This is a genomic window from Micromonospora sp. NPDC049004, assembly GCF_040649315.1.
Lineage (GTDB): Bacteria > Actinomycetota > Actinomycetes > Mycobacteriales > Micromonosporaceae > Micromonospora.
Genome location: NZ_JBEZFG010000001.1, coordinates 920654 through 934056 on the forward strand (window position 1 = coordinate 920654; position 13403 = coordinate 934056).

General features: G+C 75.0%; 11 protein-coding genes. 9 read left to right on the forward strand and 2 right to left on the reverse strand.

The genetic code is table 11. The features are described from left to right. Nucleotides 1-2 precede the first annotated feature (2 nt). From AB0B97_RS04120 to AB0B97_RS04160, 9 genes are read left to right on the forward strand one after another with little or no spacing between them, the layout of a single operon-like run. Nucleotides 3-1118, forward strand: coding sequence for a beta-ketoacyl synthase N-terminal-like domain-containing protein (locus AB0B97_RS04120; RefSeq protein WP_357490447.1), 1116 nt, complete (start codon nt 3-5; stop codon nt 1116-1118). Then, nucleotides 1115-2158, forward strand: a complete 1044-nt coding sequence (locus AB0B97_RS04125) for a beta-ketoacyl synthase N-terminal-like domain-containing protein (protein ID WP_357490449.1) — start codon at nt 1115-1117, stop codon at nt 2156-2158. The genes AB0B97_RS04120 and AB0B97_RS04125 overlap by 4 nt, the downstream gene beginning before the upstream one ends. Beyond that, nucleotides 2155-2964: an alpha/beta hydrolase gene (locus tag AB0B97_RS04130; RefSeq protein ID WP_357490451.1), complete on the forward strand. Its 810-nt coding sequence runs from the start codon at nt 2155-2157 to the stop codon at nt 2962-2964. Before AB0B97_RS04125 ends, AB0B97_RS04130 begins: the two co-directional genes overlap by 4 nt. Then, nucleotides 2961-3869, forward strand: coding sequence for a thioesterase family protein (locus AB0B97_RS04135; RefSeq protein ID WP_357490453.1), 909 nt, complete (start codon nt 2961-2963; stop codon nt 3867-3869). Before AB0B97_RS04130 ends, AB0B97_RS04135 begins: the two co-directional genes overlap by 4 nt. Beyond that, nucleotides 3869-4561 carry a DsbA family protein gene (locus AB0B97_RS04140; RefSeq protein WP_357490454.1) on the forward strand — a complete coding sequence of 231 codons (693 nt, stop codon included), beginning with the start codon at nt 3869-3871 and terminating at the stop codon, nt 4559-4561. The genes AB0B97_RS04135 and AB0B97_RS04140 overlap by 1 nt, the downstream gene beginning before the upstream one ends. After that, nucleotides 4554-5312, forward strand: a complete 759-nt coding sequence (locus tag AB0B97_RS04145) for a class II aldolase/adducin family protein (protein WP_357490456.1) — start codon at nt 4554-4556, stop codon at nt 5310-5312. Before AB0B97_RS04140 ends, AB0B97_RS04145 begins: the two co-directional genes overlap by 8 nt. Before the next feature lie 3 nt (nt 5313-5315). Next, nucleotides 5316-8096, forward strand: a complete 2781-nt coding sequence (locus tag AB0B97_RS04150; protein ID WP_357490457.1) for a cytochrome P450 — start codon at nt 5316-5318, stop codon at nt 8094-8096. A 4-nt stretch (nt 8097-8100) separates the two neighbouring features. Beyond that, complete coding sequence (locus AB0B97_RS04155; RefSeq protein WP_234585154.1) at nt 8101-9264, forward strand: LLM class flavin-dependent oxidoreductase; 1164 nt, start codon at nt 8101-8103, stop codon at nt 9262-9264. Then, the gene (locus AB0B97_RS04160) at nt 9261-9845 is read left to right on the forward strand and encodes an NAD(P)H-dependent oxidoreductase (RefSeq protein WP_357490459.1); all 585 of its coding nucleotides are present in this window, start codon (nt 9261-9263) and stop codon (nt 9843-9845) included. The genes AB0B97_RS04155 and AB0B97_RS04160 overlap by 4 nt, the downstream gene beginning before the upstream one ends. Here the strand turns inward: AB0B97_RS04160 and AB0B97_RS04165 are convergent. Next, nucleotides 9832-10368: a hypothetical protein gene (locus AB0B97_RS04165; protein WP_234585159.1), complete on the reverse strand. Its 537-nt coding sequence runs from the start codon at nt 10366-10368 to the stop codon at nt 9832-9834. The genes AB0B97_RS04160 and AB0B97_RS04165 overlap by 14 nt on opposite strands. Nucleotides 10369-10545: 177 nt before the next feature. Beyond that, nucleotides 10546-13344 (reverse strand): LuxR C-terminal-related transcriptional regulator, encoded by a 2799-nt coding sequence (locus AB0B97_RS04170; RefSeq protein ID WP_357490461.1) that lies wholly within the window; start codon nt 13342-13344, stop codon nt 10546-10548. Nucleotides 13345-13403 lie beyond the last annotated feature (59 nt).

The window sequence follows — 13403 nt, forward strand, 5'->3', positions numbered from 1 at the left end:
ACATGTCCGCCACCATCACCGCCACCGCCGTCCGTACCTGCTTCGGCGACGGCCCGGCCACCGTCGCAGCGCTGCTGCGCGGCGCGTGCGGCGCCGCCGGGCTGCGGCGGTCGGACCCGGCCCGGGTGGGGGTCGGCCACGGCTACCCGATCGATGACGACGCGCCGTTCGGCCCGAGCCGCTGGCTGACCGACTGCGTGGCCGAGGCCGTCGCCGCCGCCGGCCTCGACGCACGTCGACAGCGGGTGGTGAGCCTCGTCGGCACCGGGCTGCGCGAGTCGGCAGAGGTGGAACGGGCGGCCCTGGCGGGCTCGGTGGACTTTCGCACCGAGCGGCTGCACTTCGCCGACGCCGTCGCCAGCGCGGCACCCGGCGTGCAGCGGGTGGTCACCCTGGCCAACGCGTGCAGCGCCGGCGGTTCCGCCCTCGCCCTGGCACAGGACCTGGTGGAGACCGGCGAGGCGGACGCCGTGCTGGTCGGCGGCACCGACGGCAGCAGCGCCTCCATGCTGGCGATGATCGGCCGGGTGGCCGCCCGGCCGACCGGCCGGGTGCGGCCCTTCGACGCCGACCGGGCCGGTGTGCTGCTCGGCGACGGCGCGGCGGTGCTGGTGGTCGAGCCGGAGCGACCCGGCCGTGGGCTGGCCCGGCTGCTCGCCACCGGGTTGTCCTGCGACGCCGGGCACGAGACGGCACCCGACCCCGCGGGCATCCTGCGGGCGGTCCGCGACGCCCACCAGCGCGCCGAGCGCCGGCCCGAGCAGGTCGACCTGGTCCTGGCGCACGGCACCGGCACGACGCTGAACGACGAGACCGAGGCGCGGGTCATCGCCGAGGTGTTCGCCGGCTGCGAGCCCCGCCCCCTGGTCACCGCCCTCAAGGGCGCCGTCGGCCACACGTCGGGAGGCTCGGCGCTGCTCAGCGTCGCCGTCGCCGTCGAGATCCTGCGCACCGGCCGGGTGCCGCCGGTGGTCGGCCTGACCCGGCCGGCGCCCGAGGCGGCCGCGCTGCGGCTGGTCCGCGAGACGGCCGCACGGGCGGACGTGCGGGTGGCGCAGGTGGACGCGTTCGGCTTCGGCGGTCTCAACGCCGTCACCCTCCTGGAGGCGCTGCGATGACGGACCGCGTCCACGCCGGGCACCTCGCGCCGACACCGGATCGCGGCGTGCCACCGCCCGCGTCCCGCCGCCCGGGCCAGGTGACCCGCCCGAATCGGTCCACGGTGGACAACCCGGCCATGACCAACCGGGACCGCACCGCCGGGGCCGACCCGGATCCACCGGTCGCCGCCGTTCTCGCGGCGGCACTGCACCTGCCGGGAGTCGACGTGCGCGGACTCGACCTGCCGGCCGGTGCCGTCGATGCGGGGGCCGCCGACGAGGAACCCGCCTGCCCACCCGAGCGCGCCGCCGACCTGCTCGGCCGCAAGGGTCTGCTGGCCAAGGAGCCGGCCACCCGACTCGCCCTCTGCGCCGTGCACCGGGCGCTGGGCCTCGCGCCGAAGGCACCCCGCCCGAGCGGACCGGCGGATCCGCGTACCGCGGTGGTGGTCAGCTCCAACCTCGGCAACGTCGCCACCGTCGGCGACATCGCCCGCCGGCTGCGCGAGGGCGGCCCACGCGAGGTCGGCCCGTTGGAGGCGCCGAACGCCTCCAGCAACGTCATCGCCGGCGCGATCGCGATCTGGTTCCGCTTCGGGGGCCCCAACCTCACCGTCTGCTCCGGCGCGACCGCCGGCCTGGACGCGATCTGGTTGGCCGGGCTGCTGCTGCGTACCGGCCGCGCCGACCGGGTCGTCGTGGTCGGCACCGAGCCGGACGACCCGCAGTCCCAGGCCCTGCACGCCGCCCGGGACGGCGTCACCGACGCCCGACCGCTGCGCGCCGGGGCGGCCTGCCTGCTGCTCGGCCGGGTCGACGCCGCGCCGCACCCGTTGGCCCTGCTGGGGCCCGTGCGGGCGGGCGTTCCCGTCGACGGCACACCACGCGGCCTGCTCATCGACGCGGACGCTGTGGCGGGCGACCACTACGGCGCGGCGGGGGTCGTGCACACGGCGCTGGCCGTACGCCTCGCCGCCGCCAACGCGACAGTCACGGTCCGCTGCGGCGACCCCGTCGACGGCACGCGCGAACTCGACGTCCGGGCGGCCCGGCGATGAGCGGCACGCCACCGGCGGTCGCCGTGCACCGGCTCGCCGGCCCGGACACCGGGACGCCGACAGTGCTGCTCGCGCACGGCATGTCCGACGCCTGGCGCAGCTGGCGGCCCCTGGCGCAGCGGCTGCCCTCCGGCTGGCGGCTGCTCGCGGCCGAGCTGCCGTGGAAGGCCGGCACCGATCACCGCTGGCGGCGTCGGGGCACCCCGGGCGCCTGGCTCGCCGCCGCCGTCCGGGCCCTGGCCACACCTCCCGACGTCGTGGTCGGCCACTCGCTCGGCGCGAACGCGGTGCTGGAGATGCTCGCCACCGAACCGGACGTCGCCCCGCGCGGAGCCATGCTCATCGCGCCGTTCTACTGCCCGCCCGATCTGCCGATCACCTGGGCGGTGCACGAGCGGGCGCAGGCCAACTTCGTCCAGATCATCGACGAGGGGCTGCGCCACCGCCTCGGCCCCCGGCTGGCCGACCTGGACGCCGAGACCCTGACCGCCATGCGGGACATCATGGTGGACCGGATCGGCCCCGTCGGTTTCACCACCCTGTTCGACCACTTCACCGCGACCGCCGGCCTGCCGCTGCACGCGGTGACCGTGCCGACCATGGTGCTCACCGGCGGCCGGGACCCTGGCCTCGACGGCCCGCGCGTCGGCGCGCTGCGGGCCGAACTTCCCGACGCGCACGTCGTCGTGGAGCCGGATTTTCACCACTTCTGTCATCTCGACCGGACGGCCGAGGTGGCCCGACACGTCGCGGGCTTCGTCGAGAAGGTCTGCCCCGACCCCGCGATCCGAGGAGGTACGCCGTGACCACGGCGGTTGAGAACGCATCCGTGACGCTGTCGGCCCGGCCCGGGTTCGAGGGCGCGAACATCCGCACCTGGATCGGCTTCAAACACTTCGCGTACCTGGTGGAGCAGGGTGTCCTGCAGTGGTTCCGGGAGCGGGGGCACGGCCCCGGCCAGCTCTACCACCAGCACGGGGTGGGGCTGTCGATCCGGGACTGTTCGCTGCTGCTGCCCGCCGTCCTCGACGTCGACGACACCGCGACGGTGGTGGCGACCCCCGCCGCCAACGGCCGGTTCGCGGTGCGGATGGGTGTGCACCGCGACGCCGACGTCACCGTGTGCCGGGCCCGGGTGCGGGTGGCCCTGGTGCGGGAGGCGGACGTACCGCAGGCGACGCCGCTGCCGGCGGAGCTGGCCGGCCTGGTCGAGGAGCCGGCCGCCGGGGAGCCGGGCGCCCCCGCCGGCGTGGACCCGGCCGATGAGTTGCGCGCCGCCGGAGCGGGGTTCGTGTGGCAGTGGCGGGTGCCCTACTTCTACTGCCAGTACTCGCAGCGGATGCAGCACTCCGGGTACGTCCGGCTGCTGGAGGAGGTGGTCGACCGCTACCTCGCCGACCGGGGTGTGTCGGTGGGCCGGATGCTGCGCGAGCGGGGCTGGATCCCGGTGGTGTCCCGCGCCCGCGTCGAGGTGCTCGGCGACGCCCACCTCGACGAGCCCGTGTGGGTCACCTTCACCGTCACCGACGTGCTCAAGGACGTCACGTACGACGCGCGGATGAACTGCCACGTCGTGCGCGACGGTCGCCTGGTCCGGGTGGCGACGGCAAGCATCCTGCACGGGTACGCGGTCAGCCGCGGCCCCGAGGCGGGCCGGCTCGCCACCCTGGACGGGGACACCGTGGCGGCGTTGACCGGCGGGCGGCGGTGATGGCCGCCAAGCCGCCCCGCCTGTACTTCTCCTTCCGCAGCCCGTACAGCTGGCTGGCGGTGGAGCGGCTGACCCGGGCGTTGGGCCGGCCGCAGGAGGTGCTGGAGTTCATCCCGTACTGGGACCCGGACGCGCGGACCGAGGCGGCGCTGACGGCCCGGGGCGGCGCCTTCCACTACGTGCAGATGAGCAAGCCCAAGCACCTGTACCTGCTCCAGGACGCCAAGCGGCAGGCCCAGCGGCTGGGCCTGCCGATGCGCTGGCCGATCGACGTCGACCCGTGGTGGGAGGTCCCGCACCTGGGGTGGCTGGCCGCCCGGGACCAGGGCGCGGGGGAGGCGTTCTACCGGGAGGTGATCGCCGCCCGCTGGCAGCGGGGCGAGGACGTCTGCACCCCCGAGGTGATCGCGGAGGTCGCCGAGCGGGCCGGGGTGGACCCGGCGGTGGTGCTCGGCGCGGTCGAGGACGAGGGCGTCCGGGCGGCCGGGGCGCACTGCCTGCTGCGGGCGTACGAGGAGGACATCTTCGGCATCCCCTACCTGCGGCTGGGCCCACACCGGTTCTGGGGCGTGGACCGGGTCGACGACTTCCTCGCCGCGTACGCCGAGCGGACCGGCACTCCTGTCGCGCCGCCCGCGGTGCCGGCGGGCGTGGGCGGGTACGACACGGACACCGGAGGCGGCTGTGGCTGAGCGACGAAACCCGGAACAGGAACGCGCCCACCGCCGTCGGCAGTTGGTCCTGACGCTGCGCGCGTTCGCCCTGGCGGGGTTCGACGAGGGCGCCGGCGGCCACGTCACCGCCCGGGACCCGATCGAGCCGGACACCTTCTGGATCAACCCGTTCGCCCGGCACTTCGCCCACGTCCGCGACGACGACCTGCTGCGCGTCGACCACACGGGTGACGTGGTCGACGGCTCCGGCCGGATCAACCCCGCCGGCTACGCCATCCACTCGGCCATCCACAAGGCCCGCCCGGACGTGGTGGCCGCCGCGCACACCCACTCGATCCACGGTCGGGCGTTCTCGGCGCTCGGCCGGCCGCTCGCGCCGATCACCCAGGACGCGTGCGCGTTCTTCGAGGACCACGAGGTCCACGACGAGTACGGCGGGGTCGTCCTCGACGGCGCGGAGGGGGACCGGATCGCGGCGACGCTGGGCGCCGGCAAGGCCGTCGTGCTGCGCAACCACGGGCTGCTGACGGTCGGCGGCTCGGTGGCCGAGGCGGCCTGGTGGTTCCTGGCGATGGACCGCTGCTGCCAGGTGCAGCTGCTCGCCCAGGCAGCCGGCGAGCTGGTGGTGATTCCCGCCGACGCGGCCCGGGCGGCGCGGGCGGACATCGGCACCGCGCAGATCGCCCGACTGAACTTCCGGCCGGTCGCGGAGCACGTCCTGGCCGTCAGCCCCGACCTCACGCACGGCACCACGCCCAGACAGGAGTGACGAGTGGCCGAGCTGCTGAAGACCATGGTCCGGGACCGGGCCGGCGACGTCGCGTTGACCGACGAGCGGACCACCCGGACGTGGGCGGAGCTGGACCGGTCGGTGGACCGGTGGATCGGCGTGCTGCGCGGGGCCGGCCTGGACGTCGGTGACCGGGTGGCGTTCGTACTCGGCAACCGGCACGAGACGTTCGAGGCGCTGCTCGCCTGCGTGCACGCGGGTCTGGTGGCGGTGCCCGTCAACTGGCACCTCACCGCGCCGGAGATCGCCCACATCCTGACCGACTGCGGCGCGCGGGCGGTGCTCACCGAGGCGGCGTACGCGCCGACGGTGCGCGACGCGGTGGCGCGTACGCCGGGCGGCCCCGACCTGCTGGTGACTGTGGACGGCGGGGACGGGTTCACGCCGGTGCACGACCTGCCGGCGGGCCCGGGCGTTCCGGCGCTCTCCGGTGGCGTGCTGCTCTACACCTCGGGCACCAGCGGACGCCCCAAGGGGGTGGTCAACCCGCTGCTGAAGGTCGGTGCCCCGATCGACCGGGTGGCCGCCACCACCGAGGCGCTCGGCGGCGGCCTGGGCATTCCGACGCAGGGGCAGGCGCTGCTGGTCGGCCCCTGGTACCACTCGGCGCAGTTGTTCTTCGCCCAGTTCCCGCTGCTGCGCGGGTGCGGGCTGGTGCTGCGCCGCGGGTTCGACCCGGTCGAGGTGCTGCGCGTGATCGACGACGAGAAGATCACCATCAGTCATCTGGTGCCGACCCAGTTCATCCGCCTGCTGCGGGTCGACGCGGCGACCCGGGCGGCGTTCTCCGGGGCCAGCCTCGCCCGGATCTGGCACGGCGGCGGCCCGTGCCCGCCGGAGACCAAGCGGGCGATGATCGAGTGGTGGGGGCCGGTGTTCGTGGAGTACTACGCCGCGACCGAGGCCGGCATCGTCACCCTCGCCGACTCGCACACCTGGCTGGCCCGGCCGGGCACGGTGGGCCGGCCGGCGCCGCCGACCGAGGTGGTGGTGGTCGACGACGAGGGCCGGCCGGTGCCCGCCGGGCAGGAGGGCCGGGTGGCCGTACGGCGGCCGCCGGGCCGGGGGTTCCACTACCACAACGCTCCGGAGCAGACCGAAAAGGCGCACGTCGCCCCGCACACCTTCACCGTCGGCGACCTGGGCCACCTGGACGCCGACGGCTACCTGTTCCTCACCGGCCGCTCGGCGGAGCTGATCGTCACCGGCGGCGTGAACGTCTATCCCGCCGAAGTGGAGGCGGTGCTGTCGACGCACCCCGCCGTGCGGGACAGCGTGGTCATCGGCGTGCCCGACGAGGAGTTCGGCGAGCAGGTCCGGGCGGTGGTGCAGCTCGACCCGGCGTGGCCGGCCCGGGGCATCGAGCAGGTCCTGGACGCGCACTGCCGGACCAGCCTGGCCGGCTTCAAGGTGCCGCGCTCGTACGAGGTGATCGACCGGATCCCGCGCGAGCCGACCGGCAAGGTGCCCCGCCGGGCGTTGCGGGACCGCTACCGGGCGGCCCCGGTGTCGCCGGGTCTGCTGGCGGACCCGGGGACCTTCCTGGCCGGCGTGCCGTACGACGAGTTCGCCCGCCGTCGACGGGAGGCGCCGGTGGCCTGGGTCGAGGAGGTCGAGCTGACCCGCACCGACCACGACCGGTCGGTGCGGTCCCGGGGTCCGGGCTTCTGGGCCGTCACCCGCCACGCGGCGGTGTCCGCGGTGTCCCGCGACCCGGCGACGTTCTCGTCGGCGGCCGGCGGGGCGTTCCTCGCCGACCCCCGGACCCCGGAGGATCTGGACCGCAACCGCCAGCTTCTGATCAACATGGACGCTCCGGAGCACGCCTGGGTGCGGCGGCTGGTGGCGGGGGCGTTCACGCCCCGCGCGGTGGGCCGCCTCGGTGAGCTGGTGACCCGCCATGCCGAGGAGGTCGTCGCCCGGGCGGTGGCCGCGCGGGACATCGACGTGGTGGCGGACCTCGCCGCCGAGCTGCCGCTGCTCGTCCTCACCGACCTGCTCGGTGTACCGCGGGCGGACCGGCGGCTGCTGTTCGAGTGGAGCAACAACCTGGTCGGGTTCGACGATCCCCGCTACGGCGGTGCCAGCGTGCAGCGCTACCGGGACACCTTCGCGGCGGCCTTCTCGTACGTGCGGCAGCTGGCGGCCCAGCGACGGGCCGCGCCCGGCGACGACCTGTTGAGCCTCCTCGTGCACGCCGAGGCCGACGGTCGGGGTCTGACCGACGCGCAGCTGTGTCAGCTGTGGTTGCTGCTGGTCATCGCCGGCAACGAGACGACCCGGCACCTCATCTCGAACGGGGTGCAGGCGTTGCTGGAGCACCCCGAGCAGCGGGACCGGCTGATCGCCGAGCCCGACCTGACCGCGAGCGCGGTCGAGGAGCTGCTGCGCTGGGTCACGCCGATCATGCAGTTCCGCCGCACCGCCACCCGCGACACGGTCCTCGACGGGACCCGCATCGCCACCGGGGACAAGGTGGTCGTCTATTACGTCTCGGCCAACCGGGACGAGGCCGCGTTCGCCGATGCCGACCGGCTGGACCTCGCCCGCGATCCCAACCCGCATCTGGCGTTCGGTATCGGTCCGCACTTCTGCCTGGGCGCGCACCTGGCCCGGTTGGAGATGGCGGCCTTCCTCACCGCGATCCGTCCGCACCTGGCCCGGCTCCGACTGACCGGGCCGGTACGCCGGATGCGGACCAACTTCATGAACGCCGTCACCGCGATGCCCGCGCGTTTCGACGTCGCGCCGGAAGGGGAGTGACCCCATGCCACTGGACCTGCACTGGTTCCTGCCGACGCACGGAGATGGCCGTGACCTGGCCGAGCCCGCCCGGGGTGGCGGGAGCCGGCCGGCCCGGATCACCCGCCGGCCGCCGGACATCGGCTATCTGGCGCAGGTGGCGCGCGCCGCCGACCGGCTGGGCTTCGCCAGTGTGCTCACGCCGGCCGGGCTGTTCTGCGAGGACCCGTGGGTGGTGGCGTCCGCGCTGGCCGCGCAGACGCAGCGGCTGAAGTTCATGATCGCGTTACGGCCGGGGCTCGCCTCGCCCACGCTCGTCGCCCAGATGGCCGCGTCGCTGCACCGTGTCTCGGCGGGCCGGGTGCTGCTCAACATCGTGGCCGGCAGCGACCCGGACGAGCAGCGCCGCTACGGCGACTGGCTGGACCACGACGCCCGTTACGCCCGCGCGGAGGAGTTCCTCACCATCCTGGGTGGACTGTGGTCCGGTCAGCCGGTCGACCACGACGGCGAGCACTACCGGGTGAAGTCCGCCCTGCTGGCCCGGCCGCCGGCCACCGCTCCGGCCGTGTTCCTGGGCGGTTCGTCGCCGGCGGCGCAGCGGGCGGCCGCCCGGCACGCGGACGTGTACCTGGCCTGGGGTGAGACGCCGGCCCAGCTCGGCGAGCTGCTGGGTCGGGCACGTGAGCAGGCGGCGGAGGCCGGCCGCACGCTGCGCACCGGGAGTCGACTCCACGTCATCACCAGGGACACCGCGCGGGAGGCGTGGGCCGAGGCGGACCGACTCCTCGCCGGCGTCGACCAGGCGCGGATCGCCGCCGCCCGGCAGCGCTTCGCCCGTACCGACTCGGAGGGCCAGCGGCGGGCGGCGGCGCTGCACGCCGACGGCAACGCCCGGATGGAGGTGTACCCGAACGTCTGGGCGGGCTACTCCCTGATCCGGCCCGGTGCCGGCGCGGCGCTGGTGGGCAGTCACGAAGAGGTCGCGGAGCGGATCGCCGAGTACCACGCCGCCGGGGTGGACCATCTGATCCTGTCCGGGCAGCCGCACCTGGAGGAGGCGTACTGGTTCGGCGAGGGCGTGCTGCCGCTGCTGCGCCACGACGGCCTCCTGGATGGCGGGACCGACGGGGACGGCACGCACGCCGAGGGCGGCCGGCGGACGCCGGAGCTGGCGGTGGGCCGATGACCGGGCCCGTCGCGGAGCTGCCGATGACCGCGCTGATCGGCAACCCGAAACCCCATTCCCGTACGCGGACCGTCGCGCTGGCCACCGCGGAGGCACTGCACTCCCGGCTGACCCACGGCCCGACCCCCGTCGCCGCGCCCACGGTGATCGACCTGGCCGAGCTGACGGCCGAACTGGTCGGTCAGGGCAGCCGGCCGGAGACCCTCGACGAGGTGCTGGAGGCGGTACGCCGACCGGGGCTGCTGCTGGTGGCCAGCCCCACGTTCAAGGCGGCGTACAGCGGGCTGCTGAAGCTCTTCGTCGACGTGCTGCCCCGGGGAGCGCTGACCGGGGTGGTGGCGGTGCCGTTGATGACCGCCGCCCGGTCCGGTCACCGGCACGTCGTCGACACCTACCTGGGTGCCCTGCTGGCCGAGGTGGGCGCGTGCGTGCCCACGGCCGGCCTGTGCGTGCTGGAGCGCGAGTTCGACACGGCGGAGGTCGGCATCGAGCGCTGGCTGGACCGGGCGACGCCGGCGGTGGTGGACGCGCTGGCCGTGCTGACCGGTGTGCCGGCCGAGCCGGGTGTCAGCCGGCGTTGACCTCGTCGTGCTTGCGGCGCATCCGGCTGATCCAGCCCTGTGCCGTGTGCACCGGAACGTCGAAGTGCTCGGCGACGCGGCTGATCGTGCCGACCTGCTCGTAGACCGCCTCCAGGTCCGCCGGGTCGGGTGCCCGGCGGTACGCGCGACCGGCCTTGAGTCGGCTGAGCCGCTCCGGTTCGCCGGCCCGGCGGGCCGGTCGGGGCGGCTGCGGCCGGGGCGCGGCGGCGGTGGTGGCGGTGGTCGCGGGGACCGGCCCGACCGTCACGGCCGGACGGGGCGCGGCCTCGGCGCGGCTGCGGTCCCGGTCCTGCGGGGGGATGAAGGCGCGCAGCAGGGCATCGAAGTCGACGTACGGCAGCTCGCCGGTCAGACCGGCGCTCTGCGGTGCGCGGACGGTGAGCTCCCGCACGACCGGGTGGCCGTTGCCGGTCTCCAGACGGACGACGGTCTGGGCCACCGGGCCGGTGATCTCCTCACCGTCGTCCTCCACGGGCACGATGGTGATGATGTATTGACTCACGACGATGCCTTCCCTGCGCATCTCCGGGCGAGCCAGTGCGGCTTCCGGCCCCCCGGTCAACCCTGTCGGGTTTGACCGGTGGTGGGAGACAAGATATCAGATTCCCGCAGGCAGAAGGCGAGATATCCGACACTCGCCACGGGACGCCTATCCTTCATCTCCGTTTTATTGCGGGCATCAACGGTCAAAACGGGCCCTGCGGGTCCCAGACCCTCGATCCTCGGTAGCGGATCGCGGGTCGACAGCCCGGGACACCAGCAGCGCGGCCAACCCGGCCCGCGACGACACACCCGTCTTGCGGAAGATCCGGGTCAGGTGAGCCTCCACCGTCTTGACTGTCACGTACACCTGGTCCGCCGCCTCGGCGTTGCTCGCACCGGCCGCCACCAGCCGGGCGATGTCCCACTCCCGCCGCGTCAGGGTCAGCTCCCCACCCGTCGCCCCGGCCGGAAGACGGCCCGCCGCCCCGGCCGCGCGGCTCTGCTCGCCGGCCACCGAGCGGCGCAGCGGCGGCGAGTCCACCAGCTCCGCGATACGGCGGGTCTCGGCGAGTTCGACCTCCGCCGCCGACCACTCCCGGGCCTCGCACAGAGCCCGCGCCCGCACCAACCGCGCCGACGCCTCCTCCAGCCTCCACCCCAGACTCGCGAAGGTGTCCGCCGCCGCGGCGGCCAGCTCGGCGGCGCAGCGCGGATCCGCCTCCAGGGTCAGCCGCGCCCGGGCGATCCGGGTCAGCGCGCTCTGCCCCCGCAGCCCCAGCCGCGCGGCGTACCCCTCGGCCACGTCCAACCAGCGCGCGGCCTCGTCGCACCGACCGGCCTTGTGGGCCATCTCGGCCAGCGCCGAGGCCCAGCAGGCCCGGTTGGTCACCTCGACCCGGTCGAGACCATCCCCACCGCAGGCGCGCAGCAACGTCGACGTGGAGCCGGCCCGGTCCCCGGCGAGGAAGCGCAGACGCACCGACACGCGCTGACTCGCCCCGTCGTACCAGTTCTCGCGGCGGGTGCTGGCGTCCAGCACTGCGGTGTCGGCCAGGTGGCGGGCCGCCTTCGGGCCGCTGCGCCATGCCACCGCGATGGCCCGGTACGCGCGGGCCAGCGCCACCAGCGGGTCGATGCCCATGGCGACGGCGACCTCCTCGGCGTCCTCGCCCTCGACCCGGGCCCGCTCCAGGCTGCCCAGTCGGGCGGTCACCGCGCAACGGCCGACCAGCAGCCAGGGGGTCAGCGCCACGAGACCCGCACGGCAGCAGATGTCCAGCGCACGGTCGAAGTGGTGCAGGGCCGAGCGCTCCCGTTCGTGGAGGTACTCGGCCCAGCCCAGCAGGGCCAACAGGTCCGGGTGCCGGGCCAGGTCGGTGTCGGCGAACGCGTCCACCTCGGACGACGCCCGGTCCAGCGTCTCGGGCACCCGGATCCCACAGTCGGTGTACGCCGCCACGAACGACTGCACCACCGCGGCAGTTGTCGCGCAGACCGCCGAGCCGGTCCGCTCCGCCAGCGGGCTCAGACTCCGGGCGTGCTCGGCCGCGTCGGGCGCTCCACAGAGGGCGCCGGCGATCGCCGCCTCGACGGTCAGCAGGAAGCGACTGCGCGGCTCCACCCGCCCGTCCCGGTACGGCAGCAGCAGCGCGTACGCGTCGAACGGCCGGCCCAGCAGGCGTTCCACCCGCGCCCGTGCGGCCACCGCCCGCAGCCGCTGGTCGCAGTCGGCGAGAGGACGGCGGGTGAGTTCCTGCAACAGCGTGCGGGCCTGACGCAGTTGACCCGCGCCGACCAGCGCGTCGGCCATCGCGAACTCCAGCCGCGTACGCCGTGGCTCGGTGACCTCGGCGGCGGGCAGCAGCCGCTGGACGTTGGTCAACCACCGGATCGCGTCGAGCCGGGGCACGAGACCGCTCTCCGCCGCCTCGATCAGCGCGTCGGCGGTCGCCGGTTCGGCGCACTGCCCGCTGGCCGACAGGTGTTCGGCGTACCGGCCGACGGGATGCCCGAGCTCGCGCAGGACGCGGGCCGCCGTCGCGTGCAGGCGTCGCCGCCGGCCGGGGGACAACGCGCGGTACACGACTGTGCGGTCCACCTCGTGGCGGAACCGCAGGGTCGACGCCTCGGTGGGGTCGGTGCGCAGCAGGTCGACGGCGACCAGCGCGTCGAGCAGGTCGCTGGTGACCTCGGGGCCGCGGTCGGCGAGCGCCGCGGCCAGCGCCGGCTCGAACCCGTCCGGGCACACCGAGACGGCCTCCAGCATCTGCCGCTGCTCGTCGGTGAGCGCGTCGAGGTCGAGTTGAACCGCGCCGGTGACGTCGACGGGCAACTCGGCGGGCAGGCCCCGCAGTGCCGCGACCGGGCCGTCCAGGGCGCCCGGTCGGTACGCGAGGACGTAGCGGGGAACACCGCCGGAGAGCACGTGCACCCGCTGGGCGGCGCGTCCCTCCACCAGCCCGAGCAGCGCGGCGACGCTGGCCGGATCCAACGGTGTCAGGGTGACCGCCCGGCGGCTCAGGTGGATGCCGGCGGCGAGCGCGGTGGTCACGCACGACGGCATCTGCCGTGGCCGGTACGCGGTGATCCACAGCAGACCCGGGGGTGGTGCCTGCGCGAGCCGACGCAGCAGCGTGGCCGTCGCGGATGACGCGGTGTGCAGGTCGTCCAGGAGCAGCAGCAGCGGCCCACCGGCGCGGACCGCCTCGCCCGGCTCATCCGTCAGCGCGGCGATGGCCTGCCCGACCTGGTGGCCGTCGCGGCCGGCGGCGGCGAGCACGCGCACCCCGGCTCGTCGGGCTCGTGTGGCGACCTCGCGCAGCAACCGCGTCTTGCCGGTGCCGGGGTCACCCACGAACTCGATCATGGCGGGCTGGCCGTCGCGGACCCCGGCCAGGGCCCGGTCGAACAGGTCGAGCGCGCAGTTGCGCCCGACCAGGGGGTCGAGAGGGTCGCCGGACGGCGGCGGGGCGAACTCCTCCTCGCTGATGTTCATCGGCGCCCCACGACGGGCACCGGGGCGTCCCGGCCCGTCGGCGTACGCCATCGGCCGGT

Coding starts and splice junctions, on each gene's coding strand:
- AB0B97_RS04160 (WP_357490459.1), top strand. CDS start 9,261: ATGACCGGGCCCGTCGCGGAGCTGCCGATGACCGCGCTGATCGGCAAC.
- AB0B97_RS04130 (WP_357490451.1), top strand. CDS start 2,155: ATGAGCGGCACGCCACCGGCGGTCGCCGTGCACCGGCTCGCCGGCCCG.
- AB0B97_RS04125 (WP_357490449.1), top strand. CDS start 1,115: ATGACGGACCGCGTCCACGCCGGGCACCTCGCGCCGACACCGGATCGC.
- AB0B97_RS04140 (WP_357490454.1), top strand. CDS start 3,869: ATGGCCGCCAAGCCGCCCCGCCTGTACTTCTCCTTCCGCAGCCCGTAC.
- AB0B97_RS04170 (WP_357490461.1), bottom strand. CDS start 13,344: ATGAACATCAGCGAGGAGGAGTTCGCCCCGCCGCCGTCCGGCGACCCT.
- AB0B97_RS04155 (WP_234585154.1), top strand. CDS start 8,101: ATGCCACTGGACCTGCACTGGTTCCTGCCGACGCACGGAGATGGCCGT.
- AB0B97_RS04120 (WP_357490447.1), top strand. CDS start 3: ATGTCCGCCACCATCACCGCCACCGCCGTCCGTACCTGCTTCGGCGAC.